The organism is Candidatus Nitrosopumilus salarius BD31, assembly GCF_000242875.2.
Classification (GTDB): domain Archaea; phylum Thermoproteota; class Nitrososphaeria; order Nitrososphaerales; family Nitrosopumilaceae; genus Nitrosopumilus; species Nitrosopumilus salarius.
The window spans coordinates 24,493-41,398 of record NZ_AEXL02000168.1; the positions used below are offsets into that span (position 1 = coordinate 24,493).

Sequence of the window (16,906 nt, forward strand, 5' to 3'; positions counted from 1 at the left end):
TGATGAAGATCATCTTTAAAACCCACAGTTCATTTTCATTTGTATTGCAGCAGTTTGCAAATACTCATTCAATGAGAAATGAAATTCTCAGTAAGATGGTAGAAATGGGATTGGAGGATGATTGTTATGTTGAGATGTTAGACTATACAATTGACTTATTTGAAAGTCAGGGTCTTGGAACAGATTATTACGGATATCACAATATCAACCATGAATTAGAAGTAACATATGTCTCACTTTTAGCTGCAAAACAAGAAAAAATCAAATTAACAGATAATGATATAAAATATCTGTATGTTTCTGCGTTGTTTCATGATTTCGATCCTCAAAAAAGTGTAGATAAACCACATGAAGAAAGTGTTCTGAAATTTATCTCAATGGATAGAAAACTAAGTCAATTAATCAATTCTGCAAACATTGATTTAGAAATTATCAAGGTGTTAATTTTGAGAACTACATATCCATGGAGTGGGGAACTGAGAAAAAACGCCGAAGCACAAATCAAACAATGCTTTGAAAATTCAAAATTAACAAGAGATGATAAACCATATCAAGAGCACATCATGGAGATGGGTTGGTATCTATCAGTAATAGACAGGATTAGTGGATATGCATTAGGAGATTTTTCAAAGGCAATGGAGATGTCTAAAATGAACGCTCATGCGCTTGCATGGAGACCATCACTAATTGTACGAAGTTCAGTTGCATATTTTGAAGAATTGTTAAATAAAGAAACAGACATGGCGAGGGAAATTCTCAAAGTACTTCCAAAAGAAATGAGAAAGAATTTTTTTGATACAGTGTTATCGTTTATGAGAATTAGACAACAGGAAATTTCTATTCAAGCAGATGCTTCCTATGAAAATCTCAAACTAATTCCGACAATTGAAAATAGAATTACAAGAGAAGATCCAAATTTTATCAAATCACTATATGAAATCTTCTTGGAGCTACCAACACCACTTCAATTCGAGAAAGCAAATTTTGAAAAATCAATCAAAGATCCACAAGTAATTATTAACACATTAAGACTAAATGACAAAAATGGTGAAATTGTAGGATTCTCTAAAGGAGGTCCACTTGAAAAATACCAGTTACGGGAAGAAATTAAAGATGAAAATTATGGTCTTGGAAATACGATATTTTTAGAACCATTAGCACTAAAGATGGGGTATTGGGGCCTAAAAGGTGGAAGTGAGATGCGTCATCTGTTTATCATGCAAGCACACTCTATGAAATACAAATTTTTGACAAGTTTTGCATTACGTGATGTCATAAGAGCAAGAATAAGCAAAGAGCAAGCGGAATTTGTTACACAGTTTGATCCTGAAAGGTGGGATTATTATCGAATCAAAATTTAAGTTCAACATATGAAAAAATTAATTCTTAAATCATTAAAATCTAAAATTCAGGGAGACATTTTTTCCAGTAAGGAGTTCAAGGAATTTTACTCAGTGGATGCTAGTTCATATAAAATAATTCCAAGCATAGTAGTAATTCCAAAGCACGAAAAAGATGTGATCAACGTCATAAGAATTGCAAAAAAATTCAAAACCCCAGTCACGGCACGTGGTGCAGGAACTGGACTTGTTGGTAGTGCATTAAACCGAGGGATCATATTAGATATGCAAAAATTTGACCAAATCAGAATCACGAAAAAATATGCCATAATAGGTTCCGGCACAATCAAAGGAAAAATAGATAAAGAACTTGAAAGGGCAAAAAAATTCTTCCCGCCGAATCCATCAGTTGGTTCTTATTGTTCAGTAGGAGGCATGTTAGGAAATAATTCAAGTGGAAGTAGAAGTTTGAAGTACGGAAGTGTCATAGACAATGTTGAAGAAATAACATTTGTTGATGGAAATGCAAGAAAAATAACCCTACCAAAAAATAAAAAAATTTCAAATGAAATTATAAAATTTTCAAAATTAGTAGAATCTAAAAAATTTCCTAACACATCAAAAAATTCTTCTGGGTATAGAATTGACAAAGTAAAGTCAATTGAAGATACACATAAAATAATAATTGGATCTGAAGGAACATTGGGAGTAATATTATCAGCAAAAATAAAAATCAAAGAGATGCCAAAAAAAAGAATCCTATACATAATAGGATACAAATCAATTTATGTTGCAGTAAGGGAGTGCATGAAAATAAATCAGACAGCCCCAACAGCAATAGAATTTATGGATGAATTAACTCTTCATCAGATCAAATTCAAATTTGTTAAAAATACAAAATGTGTACTTTATGTAGAGTATGACGAAGATATTACAAAAAAGGAAAAAGAGTTACAATCAGTCATTACGGGGAGAATTATTAAAAAATTAAAAAAAGAACAAGAAATAGAACAATGGTGGAGATATAGAGATTTATCATTATACTATAGTTTAAGAACAATCAAAAAAGAAAAAAGAGTTCCACACATAATCGAAGATGCCGCAGTTCCTTTGAAGAACCTTCCAAAAGTATTTTCATTACTTAACGAAATAAATAAAAAATACAGGACAAAATGTATTGTTTATGGACATGCTGGTAATGGCAATGTACATGTGAGACTAATTGCAGATAGAATAAAGACCAAAATTATCAAAAATATTGCAAAAGAATATTTTAATGAGATCATTAAACTTCAGGGAACAATTACTGCAGAACACGGAGATGGCCTTGCACGCTCAGAATTTGTCAAAAAACAATATGGAACACAAAATTACAGAATATTCAAAGAAATTAAAAAACTGTTTGATCCAACCAATATTCTCAATCCAGGCAAAATCATCTCAAAAAAAAGTACCATCATAAGTAATCTAGAAAAGTTTTAGAATGTACAGTCAAAAAATCAAAACATATTCAGAAACGCTTTATTAACTAAAAAATATCCAAAAAATCGTGTTATACAAGGGCATTGGGTTATTTACAATTCTAATAATTATTGCGTCTGGGTTTACCCCAGCATTTGCATTGACAGAATTAGAAAGAGCATCGATTGTAGATCCAAGATTAGTGAATGCATTTGGATCTCCCATCGGAAATTTGATTAATGTTGATCAACAAGTGCAGATCTCAGCAGATGTAATAAACAATCAAGAAAAATCCCAGATTTTTGCATATCTTGTTCAAATAAAAAACGAGAATGACATAGTAGTTTATTTTGGATGGTTTCTTGGAGAATTAAATCCACATCAAAAATTAAATCCGTCATTATCTTGGAGTCCAAAAGAACCGGGAGAGTTTACTGCAGAGATTTTTCTATGGGAGGGATTTCCAGTTAATCACAAAGCATTAACTGAATATACAACGTTAAAAATTAACGTGAGTTAATTCTGACAAAAAACTATAGGCATTATATAAGAAATTCGAATAATTCATTCCTAAATTATCAAAAAAAATAACCTGTACGAAAAATATTGGATGTGATATGATAATTAAGATCTGAGATTTGTCTGTTAGTGAAAAAAATTCAACAAGTTCTCGCTAATAGAACCTTGAGCCTATTACAAGTATGACAATAGGATATTGTGTAAAGTGCCGAGATAAACGTGAAATCGAAGGCTCTAAACCATACACCATGAAAAATGGTAAACCTGCAATCAAAGGTACATGCCCAACTTGTAGCACAGCCATTTTCAGAATTGGTAGAGGATAAATTTCACACTAGTGTGAAATTTAATACTGCCATTCATCAGTGAGGCCATTCCAGAGCGAACGCATTGGGGATGGATCTTTTTCTATTTCTTCCATAATTCTATTTCTTAACACAAAAGAAAAATTCTCTAATGCGTCAACACCGCCATCAGAATATAATTCACAGCCAATGTCAGCAATTCTTTTGTGTTTTTCAGAAATTTTTTCAGATTCAGGATTTTGAAGACAGAAAGTCATCAAATCAATTAGTTCTTCTTCTAGCATGAAATCCATCGATAAGTTCTACTTTATAGGCATACTAAAGTATTTCAAAGCATGACATCATTCTTGGTGGAAAAAAAGAATCAAAAATCTTTTGCAGAAAAGACAGAAAAATTATCCGTCAAAACAAGACAAAACATAGAGGCTTCTAAAAACTCCTTGGATAGATTCTGTCAGGATTACTATGACGGTAGAACCTTGGAGGATATTTTCAGAGAATTGCAGACACTCAAAGGGGACGAACAAACTCAAGCAGTAAGGGAAGTCCTACAGTCATGGATTGACTGGCAATACAATGAAGGATCCTTGACCAATTCAGTAAAGCAGTATGTCTCTAAAATTAAACGGGTATTTCTCCACAATAACATCAAAATCCACATAGAAGACTTTGATGAGCCTTTGGAATACAAACCTGTAACCAAAGAAGAACTCCATGAGTTAACCTTGGAGGAGATTCAAAAAATATTCTCAGTGGCATTGCCAAGGAGGACAGGATTCTATTTGGCTTTAATTTCAACAGGTGCTAGACCTGGAGAGTTACTCCAAGTCAGAAAGAAAGACATTGACACCACTCAGAAGAGAATCAAGATTAGGATAGAAGCTGAGAACACAAAGACTAGATCAGGACGTTCTGTTTGGCTGACAAAAGAAGCTGGAAGATTACTGATGATTCGGCTAAAGGACTTGAAAGAAAATGATCTAGTTTGGGCAACTAACGAGAATCCAGCATTTGCAGAAAAGGCAGAAGCTCAGATGTTTAACAAGTACACTGAGGAGGCAGGATTTACTCAAAAGTACAAGTCTAATGGTTTTAGAATGATTACGCTTTATTCATTCAGATCATACTTCTTTGGACGTGCATCTGACGTTCATAGAGAGGGATATGCACACAGGATGACAGGTCATGGGGGATATTTACCTCAATATGATAGAATGAGTGATACTAAGAAATTAGAATGGTTTTTGGAAGTAGAACCCGAATTAACCATCAATGATGAAGAAAGACAAAAGATAACCATCGAAAATCTAGAGAAAGAAAAAACAGAAATTAACAAAATCAATAAGTCAAACAAAAATCTTCAATCACAAGTTGATGAATTAAAAGAAGCAGTAAACAGATTGATTCAAAAAGACACCATACGAGAAAAAACCATCTCAGTAAATGAAGGACTGGGGGTTCAAACCTAACTTGTGTTTGAGTTGGATACATCTTTTGAGCAATCTAGATTAGATCAGATGCACAATCAAAGGGTTATGAATGAACTGGAAATATGCAGATATCTAAAATACATCTACTTGGGGGTTCATGAAGAGGCATGAATGTAAAACATATCAAAAGTATGAAAATACAATTTTCTTAATATTTTAATCTAAGTCGATTAACACTATTTCATTGAGAAAACTTCGAGTTTTTATAAGTTCAAAAACACAAGAACTTCATGATGCTAGAATGTCAATTAAAGAGTGCCTCAAACCATTTAATTTTGAGGTATTTATTTTTGAAGACGATGCAGGTGCCAGAACAGAATCTTCTGAAGAAGTTTACAGAACAGAAGTAAGTGAATGCGATATTTACATCGGGCTTTTTCGAGAAGACCATAGTGAACCTACTGAAGAAGAATACGACATAGCAAATAAAAATAAAAAAGAAATTCTTTGTTATATTTCAGAATATAATATCAACCAACGAGATAAAAAACTTGATCAATTTATTGGGAAAATAAGAGAAAATAACACCTATGATACTTTTGATAATGTAAAAGAATTGGAGCAAAAAATACAAAGCGATATGGCAAAACTCCTTGCAAAAAAATTCATAGAAGCTCAAAAAATTCCCAATAAAACTTCTGTTTTTGGCGACAAAGAAACAATTCAGGAATATTTACAAAAAATTTGCACCACTAATCCATCTTCATTAGCATCCATCAATCAAATTGCTAGTGAAGTAATGTTAGTTTGGAATGCAATGGGTTATTCTATAACAAATTGTCAAATTGACGGGTCAACAGTAAATTTTTCTGGGAAATATGATGACTGGTCTGGAAGTAGAAAAGTTTTCATCAGATGTGTTGATGGATCTGCGGATTCAAGTGATGTTGTTGTTGTGAATCGTTTTTTAAACATGAATCCAAAATTTGATGAAGGATTTATTTTTACTCATCAACGTGTATCAGAATCAGCTCTAGAAAAAGCAAAAGAATTTGAAAATATTACAATTCAATCCCAATTCAATTTTTATAGAAATATACTAAATCCAGAATCATATTTTCAGTGGTTAAAAAAATATTATGACAGTAGTGAAATCTCAAAATTTTATGTTGATCTGAATTGTTTCAAAGAAGTACAATCTAATGGTCCAAACTTTGTCAAAGAAGATTTTGGAAATCTAGAAAAATATGTTGATGGATGGTTAAAAGATAAAACAAAAAAACATCTTTCTATTCTGGGGGAATTTGGTTCAGGTAAAACATGGTTTTCTAAAAAATATGCAAAAATTTGTTTAGACAGATACTTAGAAGATCCAGAATCAAACAGGATTCCAATTTTGATCTCATTACGAGATTATGCTAAATCATACAGCATTAAACAAATGATTACGGATTTGTTATTGAATGAATATGGTTTCAAAATAAGAGGGGCATTTGATGTTTTCGAAGAACTAAACAATCAAGGTAAATTTTTACTAATTTTTGATGGGTTTGATGAAATGGCTCAAAAAGTAGATTATGATACAGTTGTGGATAATTTTTGGGAATTAGCTAAAGTTGCAACTCCAAATAGCAAGGTGTTGTTAACATGTCGTACCACTTATTTCAGATATGAAATGGAGTCACAGAAAGTACTTAGTGGTAAGGAACAACTTTCAACATCATTACCACTTAATCAACCGGGTTTTGAAATAATTCATCTCAAAGAATTTGATGAGTCTCAAGTTATTGAAGTGATGTCAAAAAGAATTGGAAATAAAGAACAAGCAATAGAATATTGGGAAAAATTGAAACCAATTTATGACATTCCAAGTATAGCACACAAACCAGTTTTGATACCAATGTTAATTGAAGTTATGTCAGACATAATAGAAAATAAATCAGTAGATCCATCGACAATATATTACACATATGTCAACAGATGGTTGAAAAAAGCACATGAAGAAAAACGTACTTTTCTAAAAACTAAATCACAATCTCTATTTTTCGTCACGAGTTTAGCTTGGTATATGATTAAGTCTCAAAATTTAAGAATTCATTGGAAAAAAATGCCAGAATTTATCGACCAACATTTCAATGTGGATTCTAGTGAATTGGACTACTATGCTGCAGATCTCAGAACAAACTCATTTTTAAAAAGAGATGAAGACGGAGTTTTTGAATTCACTCACAAATCCATGACTGAATTTTTTACTGCATATAAGTTTGCAATAGAATTAGGTGCAGCAAAAAAACAATTTCTTACAGATATTTCAAATGAAGACAGAGTACAAAAACCTCTACCAGATCTTATAGAAAGTTTTGGAGCATTTATTCTAACTCCAGAAATTTCATTATTTCTTAGAGATATGGTATCTGGAAGTCATGTATTAAAGGAATTATTTGAAAGAAGTAGAAAAAAAGGAGACACGGTAGGATTTCTCAACAGTAATCTAATTTCATTATTAGTTCAGATGGGTGAATCTATTGACTCTCAAAATATGTTTGGAATCAATTTACCTAATGCAGAATTAGAAAACTGTAAACTTACAAATTGTATTCTAGATGGATCTAATTTGCAACACTGTCTATTAGACGGTTCTAATCTACATAAATCAAAACTAAATAACTGTAATTTGGCAGGCGCAAGCTTCCAACATTCAAACTTTGTAGGTGTTGAAGGAGATAATGTTAATATCACAAATTGTAAAGGACGACGTTCTAATTTTAAAAATGCAATTCTAACCGGAGCTAATTTTTCCAATTCTCAATTTCAAAAGTCCAAATTTATTTATTCTATTTTAGACCAGATTGCAGCTAGAAATAGTGATTTTACTGGAACTGATTTTACTGAATCCAATTTTGAAAACTCAACAATAGATAATTGTATTTTTGATGATTGTATTTTAACTGGGACAACTTTTAAAAACGCAAATTTAACAAATTGTTCATTTTTTGATGCAGTTTTGACAAAAATTGAACTGACTAATGTAAATTTAAAAAAATCTAAATTTGAAAACCATGAATTTGTCAGAGTTGGTTTTGGAGCAGCAAAAATGAACAGTACAATAATGATTAATTGTGTATTTGATCATTGTAGATATAATAATGCAAATTTATACAAATCAAATTTCCGTGATTCAAAATTTATCAAATGTAAATTTGAACAAACAGATATGAACTCATCAAACTTTGTTAATGCTACTTTGTCTGATGTTATTTTTGAAGGGTGTAATTTAACAAATTCTGATTTTACAGGAATTAAATGTGAAAAAATCAGCGTTGATAAGAAAACAACAACAAAGGGAATCATCATGTCTGAAAATACATTTAGAAATTTACCTCAAAACTTTAAAAATGCTGTAATTAGAGATAACCCTATATTTTTCGGAATTAATTAAATTTTCTATAATTTAGACATAATCAGATTTTTCTTGTTTAAGTTTAAAGATGAAATCAGATGTAGGTGTATTTGAAAACAAGGATTCTATCTTGAATTTCAGCACCTTTCCACCATGTTTTTCACGTTTAAAGCAATAGGCAGTGATTTTTCCATCATTGTAATTGGTTTCTGATCTATCTACTTGTAACCTACAGCCACATTTAACACATTTAGGTTTCTGAAGAATTATGCTGAATTTCTTACCCATGTTATTGATATTACACTTTTATTGAAATACCCTAACTTGGCAAAACATCAAGCATTCCTTGTAGGTAATCTAGAAATTTTTTTCGTTCGGATTGAATTTTTCGTTTATTTATTTTTAGATTTTTTAATTCGAAAAGATTTTTTTCAAATTCATTATTAACATATGCTAAAGTGTCCACCCAATCAAAATACCATTTTCTTAAGGGTCTATCTTTAGTTAAAACATACTTCCATGCAACACCAGAAATCTTAGTTTTAATTAAAAGATAAAAATGGAATTGAATTATGTTAGAGACACTGTCCAAAATTTCAGGATCATATTTTAGATAATGTGAGGCATTAATTTTATTTGAAATGACATGCTCATTTCTTAAATCGCCTATTTCAGATAATTCAAGAAGAGGCACATATAATTTAGAAACGATGGTAAATTCTTGTTCAGAATATTCATTTTTAGAATTTGTTCTCAGATTAATTTTCTTAAGATCATGTATTTCTTTAGCTTGTGAAAGCATATTATCTGCAACCGCATGTAATTTTGCATTTGGATTAGTTGGAATAAATTTACGAGTAGATAGAGAGAATGAATTTTCAATATTTTTCAAAAATTTATTTTCAGAAATCCATTCACGTAAACTCATTTGCCCATCATCAAACATATTCAAAAATTTTATTTCAAAATAACGGTATAATAAAGACTGAGTTTTAAATGCTACCCAAACAGGTTGATCAAAATATTTGATGTCAAATTGTTCATCAGCAAAATAAAAAGTTGCAAGTTGGACGAATATATTTTTCAGATCTATGCCTGTTTTTTCAAATTTTTTCCATCTTTTATTATTAAAAATCATCGGAAATAATTCATGGTATTGATTTTTAATTTCGTCTAAAGGAAAATCACCCATTTTATTATAAATTAAATAAAACAAACCAGATTGTGTTAGCTGATATTTATGTAAAAAGGTTGGAACACGAACAAATTTCTCACCATTTTTTACATAAAAATCTTTATTTGAAAAACTTTTGCTCAATAACAAACCTGCGGAAACCATACTTTCTACCAATACTTGAAAATTATTAAATACAAATTCTCCTTCCCGTCTTGATTCAGAATTATTTTTAAAAATATCTTTAACTGTAGACATTCTATTTTTTGCCAAATAATCAAGTATCTCGATTTCAATTATTGAGATTTTATTTTTTTTAAAAAATATAGTAAATGGAATGGATGAATATTGTCTATCATAATGTAATTTTTCTTGTTCATAAAAATGAATAATTGTTTTATAGTTTAATCCAAATTTACGACGTTTGTATTTTGTAATGTATTGGTTATCATATCTACCATAGATAACTTGATTTTTTTTTGGTGTATTTCTTGTTCTAATTACTAGGTTTAACTCATTTAAGGCTAAGGTGAATAGAATTTTCCAAAATTGGATTGCATCGGGATTAAAATTTTCTAAATAACGAAGAACACCTTTTGTAGTTATAGCATAAAATTTTGTTGTTTTACCTTGTTCGTTATCAATTATTTGAACAACTTCAGTTTTATCATAACCTTTTTTGTGTAAAATTCTAGTGATAGGATAGGAACTGGTTGGTTTTATTCCTGTACCACAACATCGTTTACATAATTCAGTAGCAATGTATTTTTCTCCTTTGCAGATATTACATTTCTTCTTTAGATAAATTTTGGAAGCTATTTCCTTAGGGTTTCTAGGCTTGCCATCAATTAACAGATTAATTATTCTGTCTTCTAGATCAAGATTATCATTTTTATCTTCATTATTTTTAGGCATTAATACCACATTTTTTTTCCTATATTGTGTCATGTTTGTTATATTTTATAAGTTTGTTAACTCTTCATGAAAAAAATAATTGGACTTTCTCTAGACAGGGAGATTTTAGAAATAATAGATAATTCGCGTGGTTTAATTTCTAGATCTGCATATGTACAAAAAATTCTTAATGAAAGATTAAGGAGGGGAACCTGATACACAAATCAGGCCCCACTTGCTCCAGTTCAAAGAGTCAAGATAGTATTTCTAGCCAAGACCATATTAAAAAATGCAATTATTCATGTAAGAAAGACAAAACTCCCATAAGGTTACGATGTGCTGGTTGTGAAATAAACAAAACTAATGGTAAACATTCAAAATCTTTTAAAAACCTACAAGAGATTTGGTATCATACATGGCAATGCAGGAATTTTGATCATATCAATTACCCAACTAAAGAATTTCAAATCATAATTTTAGAGAATATTTGTTCATCTTTAAAAAACAAACTTGAATTCAAGTACATAGAACAAGCAAAAAATTTAGGAATGATTGTAAAATGATAGAAGAGGAGTTCCTAGTCGGTAGATGTTGTAAAAGAAAATCAGATCATCTAGTTTACTTTAATGGAAATCCATCAAGAAATTATGCAGTCTATCTTTGCAATAATCATCTAAACACACCACCATATGACAAAAACATTTTGAAAGTTATCAAATTGGAGGATATCTAATGACAGAATCATTTGATTGCAAATACTGTTTTGAGCCGATTTATGAAAAAGATCTTAATGGTAAAAGAGAATTTTTTGACAACCCAGAATGTACTAAAAAACACAAACATAGCAACAGAGCATACCAGTTTCATTCTGACTTAAAACAACTAAAACAGATTCAAAATTCAAATCTTACACGATTTCATGAACATGATAATGCCATTCTACAGATACACTATGAAATAGAACAACTACAGAGGAAACTGAAAAAATATGACCAAAAGTTTGGATTATAAAATAACTGACACTGACATACTGTCAAAAATTGTTGCGGGATATCATTCCAAAATAGTTGGGGAAGAAAACAACATCAAGCTATTGTGGCTAGCATGTATTTCAAAAGATCTGCCAAAAAGAAACAGACTATCTGCCATAATTACCAGTCAATCAAGTGCAGGAAAATCAAATCTGGTGAATTCTGTACTAATGCCATTTCATGAGGACGTCATAGATTTTACTGATTACACACCTGCATTTCTAAGCAGGCAGGAGGTAATAATGAATGGAAAAATACTCAAAATGGAGCAGATTGAGCGTACAAATGACAAAAAACAAGTAAGCATCTCTAATTTGAAATTTTTACTCACTGAGGGAGTTCTAAAGATAGGTTTGGTGGATAAGAACGAGAAAGGAAAAAATGTGCCAAAAACACTTCAAGTAAATGGAATACCAGTATTCATATCCACATCAACAAATTACAACATTGATCCTGAGACCCTTAATCGCACATTATTGATGCAGGTAGACGAATCAGAGTTTCAAACAAAAAAAGTAATTTCACACATCATAAATTCTTATGAGCATTTATCAGTAAACAACAATTGGAACAATGATCTAAAAGAATTAGAAAAGTTAGCAAGATTATTCAAAGAACATGCAAAACAAATTAGAGATATCGTAGTTCCTTTTGGCAGAAAATTAGAATCAAAAATTCCTGTTTCAGATGTAACAATAAGGCGAGATTTACCAAAAATTCTAAACTTGACTTGTGTTGTAGCATTTACCCATATAGCAAACAGAACGTGCATACGAAACAATAATGGAGAACAGTTCATTGATGATCAATTTGGAAATACAGAAAAATATTATACATACACAATCATTGCAGAACCATCTGATTTTCAAGAAGCAATAAAAATTGCAGGTACTACCATTACTCAGACCATTAACAAAATTAACCAATCATCAATTGAAATGTATGAGAAATTTATGGATGTTTATAGACAAAAAATATCAGAGAATTCCATTTCAGGTCAAAATACTACCTTAGATAATGATAACATCATTGATGTCGGAATAACAATTAAAGAATTGACAAAAATCACATATCTAAGTCAGAATCGTACAAGGGAATTAATGAGTCAATTATTGACAAATGGATTTGTTTCCCGTGAAAAAACAAAATCACGAGAATTTGAATACTATCCAACAGGTAAGAAATTTGAGAATATCAAATTTGACGAATTGGATTACACAAAAGAAGAATTAGAGAAATGGGTGAAAAAGGAAATTAGTGAAAATAAAGAATTAGAAATTGTATATCCTAAAAATAGTGTTTTCGTGTCATGAAACAGACTCAAAAACAGCATTTTTCACCTCAAAAAGCCCATTTTTGGCACGATTTCATTAATCGTGTTTAATTCAAACTTATTTTTGTTAGTGACAGAAAATTCTGGGAAAAATTTCGTCACGATGACACGAAATAAAGATCAAAAAAAGTATGAAGTACTAAATATACAACACACCTAACCCTCAAATATCTAAAACATGTGTTTTGAACATGAGTTTTATTGCAACAGGAGCCGCATTAGCCGGAACCATAATTGGTATTGTTCTAGTTATCATTGTTGCAATCATGATTATTGTAGCGGTTGTTAATTGGTATGTTCAAAATCAAGAATATGTACAAAGAAATGTGAAAAATGTAAAGGAAGTAGTTCCAGACATAGTAGATAGCATAACAAAACTGTGTGGTTTAGAAGATCATATTATGAGTCAATTAGATCAAGCATTTGCAAATACTTTAGTAGATCCTAAAGCACGTGAAATTGCAAACAGAATCATACAAGGTGAAAAATTATCGGATTGTGATTGGTACGAATTCATCAATCATCTAAATGAATGGGAAAAAAGAAAATTACGGGTATATGATTTTATTTGTGATTTAAGTTCATGCCTCAAATAATCATTGGCTTTTTCAATTAGAATGTAACAAATCATTTGTGATTCCTTCATTGCCATATTATCCAACAATGCCCGATTTGGCAAATTGTTGTTTACATTACCCTAAAATAAAAAAACAAAGAGATCCTCCTGAAGACAATGATAGTTTAGAAAACCATCATCTTCAATGTGTGATATTTGGACATAATTGGAAATTCCAAGAAGAAAGATGGCGAATTGATGCAGATAGGGAAACGGATGATTTAGAAAATTTCAGGTTAATCGGGATTATTAGACGATGTAAGATGTGTGGAGGAATTGCATGGGAATATTTTCCACATGACAGATTCAAGCATGATGACTATTCAGACGAATGGTACGATGAAATTGAGTGATTTCACACCTACCTTCAGGTCAAAAAAGCCTAAAAAATTCATGGATGAAAAATGGCTCAGAACAGACGAACCTCAAGTAATTTTGTTTCAGGGGATGAGAGGTGGCGGTAAAGGAGTTGCAGTTGACAAGACTGCAGAAGAACTGTACAAAGAAGGAATTAACATATGGCACATATGGGGAGCTCGAAGTTTTGAGAATTTGTATTGGGCAGTAAACAAAGATTGCAAGGAAAAATATGACAAAATCAAACTAATTTTACAAGGATTTGAACAAAAGATCTCTTTGAAAAAATGGGCGTTTCATAACCAAATATTTGAAAAAGAGTTTCAATATTATTTTGAAATAATAAAAAATAACAAGTTGGTATCAGTTGAGAGAAATTCTATCAGGTTAGAAAAACTTGGATTGGAATTTCTTAAAGGCGAAGTTTTACATTGCAATTGCCACAAATCATATCCCATAGTTTGGATTGTTCCTGATTACATTGAAGTCAATCAAGAGTCACTAGATAAATTTAACGACCAATATTGGAAGAATATTTCTGAATATAGAAACTATCTGCTAGAAATTACATCAAAAGAAAAACAACTACTTTTACAAGGAGTGTTGAAAAAACCAAAGCAGTTTGCCCCAGATGAAAAAATAATCGTAAAACGAATTACCCCACCAACCAGTTCATCTAGAAAAGAAACTTTTCAAAAACAGTTCACAGACATTGTTGTGCAAGCAAGAAAAGAAAAAAGAATCGTCGTGATGAATCCTGCAATCTTTGAATATGCAAATGACAAGTTTGACACCCTAGCTGAAATAATCAGAATGATTCCATATCTGATGAACAAGTCTGGCTTGTTTTCACCATTGTCTGAATTAGATGTTGGAAAAGCAAAAAAGTATTGGACTAAACAACAAAAGTCTTGGCATAAAGTTGCAATTGTAATTAATGAGTTAAGATCAGTTGCACCCTCATCAAGATTATCCGGAGAACGTGAATCAAGTAAATCAAAAAAAGCAATCTATGATTTTATTCCCGAAGCCCGACATATGAAAACCTGGTTTTTAGGCGACTATCAAAATCCCGAGGATCTTTATGCAGGAGTGCGATACCAATCAAATATTGTTGTGATAAAACGTGCCTCAAGAAGTATTTTGGGTTCTGATTGGGCATGGCTTTTTGAGAAAATTGAACGCGACAGAATGGGATTGTTACGCAAAGCAGGAAAGAGAATTGAAAGACCTGAAGATATGTGGAGATATGAGAAATATCCTCAGATTAGAAAATACCTTGATGATAGGCGTCCAAAGATAGATGAGATGCCTGACAACATTGGATATCTTACTTTCATCAACGGCGAAGTAGCACGATGGCGGTTTGACATGCCATCATTTCACCATAAAACATCTCTAGAAGATTTTCAGAAAGATACTGGAATTACTTGGAAGGTTAATTCCAAAAAAACCCCAAAAGAAACTTCTACAACTAATTCATCTCAAAAAAAGAATAACAAGGAATTGATCCTAAACAAAATACATCAAATGCACATAACAGATGGAAAGTCTTTCAAACAAATTAAAGATGACCTTGTCCAAATGCAAAAAGATGGAATTATTCCAAATATGGATTTTGAAGATAAAGAACCAATCTACTTTAACAATTTATGGAATAGATGGAAAAAGAAGAATTTATCATGATTTTTGATTAAAAATGAGTTGTTTTGATTAGTTTTTGATTAAAAAACTACAAAAAAACTTTTTCATTTACGCACAAAAATTGTAATCAATTAATCATTAATCGAATTCTCTATAGTATATGGTGGTTGATTAATTGATTAGTGAATTACCTGTTTAGTTTTTTGAAATTTGGGACTAAAAGAAACTAAGCCATGATAATAACCAATTACGCGTCATGTCACACACGTGTGCAATTACAAAATAGACTTTTCATTTTCTTCAAGCCATTTTATTTTAGTTTCATAATCTGGCACAAATTTGTAAAGCAAATTCCAGTATCTTTGAGAATGATTTGGAATTTTCTTGTGACATAACTCGTGTATAATTACATAATCCAAAATTTCAGTTGGGGCTTTAATTAAATTCAAATTTACATTGATGGAACCATCATCTGAAAGACTACCCCATCTTTCACGTACATCTTTCACTCTAATCTTTTTTACGGGGATTTTTGTTATCTTTGAGCCTAATTTTACACGTTTTTCTATTATTGATTGTGCCTTTGTTTTAATCCATTTTTGATACAACTCGTTTATCTTTTTTTGACTGAAAGATTTTGTTTTAATTAAAAACACACCTTTAGAAAAAGATACCGACTCTTCGTCAGATCTAATAATTTTAAATGGATATTTTATTCCCTTGTATAACAAATTAGTTTTATCTTGAAGTTTTTTTGTTTGTGTCAATTTGTATTTTTTTTGATAAATCCACTTTGATTTAGATTCTACTAGTTTCTGTATGTCTTCATCTGATTGTGACATTGGAGCGAAAACTTGAACGCTTGATTCATCTACAATTATCTGAGATGTTTTTCTCCTTTGTTTGCTTCTAATTATTTTGTATGGGATTTTTGATTTCCCAAATTTTAAAATAAAAAGGGCCCTCGAGGTGACTTGTCAAGTTAGTTCAAGTCCCTCATTATTTTAGGCAATCACTAAAAACTGATTCCTAAATGCTTAAGTTCATATAAAATAAGAAATGTTGTGGTGTGGAAATCATATTTTTTGATTATAGGTTTTTCTCTACTCATCTTGTATAGTTCTACATCCACAATATTTGCGGAATTTGATAATGCTAACACATATGTGGAAATTTTTCCACAGACCATAGTTTCTAATGAAAAAGCAAATGTAAGAATATCGACAACTGTGGATTCAGAAGTTGAAAAGCTATTTGAGATAACTATATTGACTCCTGATGGTAAGTCATACAAATCTAATTTGGTACTAAATGGAGATTCATCTAAATTAGTAACTGGCATAACTCAGTTTCCTGATGATTTTAATAATTCAGATGAATCACAATCAGACTATAATACTAC

17 protein-coding genes are annotated in these 16,906 nt (G+C 30.9%); 13 read left to right on the top strand and 4 right to left on the bottom strand.

What is annotated here, in order from left to right; translation table 11 throughout:
- Positions 1–71: 71 nt before the first annotated feature.
- The 4 genes from BD31_RS09510 to BD31_RS10445 all read left to right on the top strand — a co-directional run bounded on the left by BD31_RS09510 (position 72) and on the right by BD31_RS10445 (position 3,646).
- The gene (locus tag BD31_RS09510; RefSeq protein WP_008301707.1) at positions 72–1,361 is read left to right on the top strand and encodes an HD domain-containing protein; all 1,290 of its coding nucleotides are present in this window, start codon (positions 72–74) and stop codon (positions 1,359–1,361) included.
- Between the two features lie 9 nt (positions 1,362–1,370).
- Positions 1,371–2,822: an FAD-binding oxidoreductase gene (locus tag BD31_RS09515; protein ID WP_008301698.1), complete on the top strand. Its 1,452-nt coding sequence runs from the start codon at positions 1,371–1,373 to the stop codon at positions 2,820–2,822.
- A 67-nt stretch (positions 2,823–2,889) separates the two neighbouring features.
- Entirely contained in the window at positions 2,890–3,321 is a 432-nt protein-coding gene (locus BD31_RS09520) for a hypothetical protein (RefSeq protein ID WP_008301802.1), read from the top strand.
- A 181-nt stretch (positions 3,322–3,502) separates the two neighbouring features.
- Entirely contained in the window at positions 3,503–3,646 is a 144-nt protein-coding gene (locus BD31_RS10445) for a DUF5679 domain-containing protein (protein ID WP_008301710.1), read from the top strand.
- A 20-nt stretch (positions 3,647–3,666) separates the two neighbouring features.
- On the opposite strand, the gene BD31_RS09530 is transcribed toward BD31_RS10445, so the two are convergent.
- A complete protein-coding gene (locus tag BD31_RS09530; RefSeq protein WP_238536124.1) occupies positions 3,667–3,909 on the bottom strand; it encodes a hypothetical protein in 243 nt (80 codons plus the stop codon).
- 51 nt (positions 3,910–3,960) lie between these two features.
- Between BD31_RS09530 and BD31_RS09535 the strand changes: the two genes are divergently transcribed.
- Positions 3,961–5,094: a site-specific integrase gene (locus BD31_RS09535; RefSeq protein ID WP_048097652.1), complete on the top strand. Its 1,134-nt coding sequence runs from the start codon at positions 3,961–3,963 to the stop codon at positions 5,092–5,094.
- A 205-nt stretch (positions 5,095–5,299) separates the two neighbouring features.
- Positions 5,300–8,494: a pentapeptide repeat-containing protein gene (locus BD31_RS09540; RefSeq protein ID WP_008301817.1), complete on the top strand. Its 3,195-nt coding sequence runs from the start codon at positions 5,300–5,302 to the stop codon at positions 8,492–8,494.
- Positions 8,495–8,506: 12 nt separating this feature from the next.
- Here BD31_RS09540 and BD31_RS09545 read toward each other — a convergent pair whose 3' ends face one another.
- Positions 8,507–8,743, bottom strand: a complete 237-nt coding sequence (locus BD31_RS09545) for a hypothetical protein (RefSeq protein ID WP_008301743.1) — start codon at positions 8,741–8,743, stop codon at positions 8,507–8,509.
- A gap of 31 nt (positions 8,744–8,774) precedes the next feature.
- Positions 8,775–10,544 (bottom strand): hypothetical protein, encoded by a 1,770-nt coding sequence (locus BD31_RS09550; protein ID WP_158641245.1) that lies wholly within the window; start codon positions 10,542–10,544, stop codon positions 8,775–8,777.
- A gap of 538 nt (positions 10,545–11,082) precedes the next feature.
- Between BD31_RS09550 and BD31_RS10150 the strand changes: the two genes are divergently transcribed.
- The 6 genes from BD31_RS10150 to BD31_RS09575 all read left to right on the top strand — a co-directional run bounded on the left by BD31_RS10150 (position 11,083) and on the right by BD31_RS09575 (position 15,546).
- On the top strand, positions 11,083–11,256 hold the full coding sequence (locus BD31_RS10150) for a hypothetical protein (RefSeq protein WP_008301689.1): 174 nt from the start codon (positions 11,083–11,085) through the stop codon (positions 11,254–11,256).
- Positions 11,256–11,534: a hypothetical protein gene (locus tag BD31_RS09555; RefSeq protein ID WP_008301808.1), complete on the top strand. Its 279-nt coding sequence runs from the start codon at positions 11,256–11,258 to the stop codon at positions 11,532–11,534. The genes BD31_RS10150 and BD31_RS09555 overlap by 1 nt, the downstream gene beginning before the upstream one ends.
- Complete coding sequence (locus BD31_RS09560; protein ID WP_008301804.1) at positions 11,512–12,867, top strand: hypothetical protein; 1,356 nt, start codon at positions 11,512–11,514, stop codon at positions 12,865–12,867. The genes BD31_RS09555 and BD31_RS09560 overlap by 23 nt, the downstream gene beginning before the upstream one ends.
- Positions 12,868–13,078: 211 nt before the next feature.
- The gene (locus tag BD31_RS09565) at positions 13,079–13,483 is read left to right on the top strand and encodes a hypothetical protein (RefSeq protein ID WP_008301693.1); all 405 of its coding nucleotides are present in this window, start codon (positions 13,079–13,081) and stop codon (positions 13,481–13,483) included.
- Positions 13,484–13,532: 49 nt separating this feature from the next.
- Positions 13,533–13,856 carry a hypothetical protein gene (locus BD31_RS09570; protein ID WP_008301735.1) on the top strand — a complete coding sequence of 108 codons (324 nt, stop codon included), beginning with the start codon at positions 13,533–13,535 and terminating at the stop codon, positions 13,854–13,856.
- Positions 13,843–15,546, top strand: coding sequence for a hypothetical protein (locus BD31_RS09575; RefSeq protein WP_008301721.1), 1,704 nt, complete (start codon positions 13,843–13,845; stop codon positions 15,544–15,546). The genes BD31_RS09570 and BD31_RS09575 overlap by 14 nt, the downstream gene beginning before the upstream one ends.
- Positions 15,547–15,779: 233 nt before the next feature.
- Here the strand turns inward: BD31_RS09575 and BD31_RS09580 are convergent, their stop codons facing one another.
- Positions 15,780–16,457 (bottom strand): M48 family metallopeptidase, encoded by a 678-nt coding sequence (locus BD31_RS09580; RefSeq protein WP_081583242.1) that lies wholly within the window; start codon positions 16,455–16,457, stop codon positions 15,780–15,782.
- Between the two features lie 159 nt (positions 16,458–16,616).
- Here BD31_RS09580 and BD31_RS10155 point away from each other — a divergent pair.
- Positions 16,617–16,906 (top strand): hypothetical protein (locus tag BD31_RS10155; RefSeq protein WP_158641246.1); only part of this gene is annotated, 290 nt, incomplete at its 3' end.

What these genes read in the sequence shown, in the direction of transcription:
- BD31_RS09575 (WP_008301721.1), top strand. Translation starts at nt 13,843, where the DNA reads ATGAAATTGAGTGATTTCACACCTACCTTCAGGTCAAAAAAGCCTAAA.
- BD31_RS09535 (WP_048097652.1), top strand. Translation starts at nt 3,961, where the DNA reads ATGACATCATTCTTGGTGGAAAAAAAGAATCAAAAATCTTTTGCAGAA.
- BD31_RS09565 (WP_008301693.1), top strand. Translation starts at nt 13,079, where the DNA reads ATGAGTTTTATTGCAACAGGAGCCGCATTAGCCGGAACCATAATTGGT.
- BD31_RS10150 (WP_008301689.1), top strand. Translation starts at nt 11,083, where the DNA reads ATGATAGAAGAGGAGTTCCTAGTCGGTAGATGTTGTAAAAGAAAATCA.
- BD31_RS09550 (WP_158641245.1), bottom strand. Translation starts at nt 10,544, where the DNA reads ATGCCTAAAAATAATGAAGATAAAAATGATAATCTTGATCTAGAAGAC.
- BD31_RS09510 (WP_008301707.1), top strand. Translation starts at nt 72, where the DNA reads ATGAGAAATGAAATTCTCAGTAAGATGGTAGAAATGGGATTGGAGGAT.
- BD31_RS09555 (WP_008301808.1), top strand. Translation starts at nt 11,256, where the DNA reads ATGACAGAATCATTTGATTGCAAATACTGTTTTGAGCCGATTTATGAA.
- BD31_RS09530 (WP_238536124.1), bottom strand. Translation starts at nt 3,909, where the DNA reads ATGCTAGAAGAAGAACTAATTGATTTGATGACTTTCTGTCTTCAAAAT.
- BD31_RS09545 (WP_008301743.1), bottom strand. Translation starts at nt 8,743, where the DNA reads ATGGGTAAGAAATTCAGCATAATTCTTCAGAAACCTAAATGTGTTAAA.
- BD31_RS09515 (WP_008301698.1), top strand. Translation starts at nt 1,371, where the DNA reads ATGAAAAAATTAATTCTTAAATCATTAAAATCTAAAATTCAGGGAGAC.
- BD31_RS10445 (WP_008301710.1), top strand. Translation starts at nt 3,503, where the DNA reads ATGACAATAGGATATTGTGTAAAGTGCCGAGATAAACGTGAAATCGAA.
- BD31_RS09560 (WP_008301804.1), top strand. Translation starts at nt 11,512, where the DNA reads ATGACCAAAAGTTTGGATTATAAAATAACTGACACTGACATACTGTCA.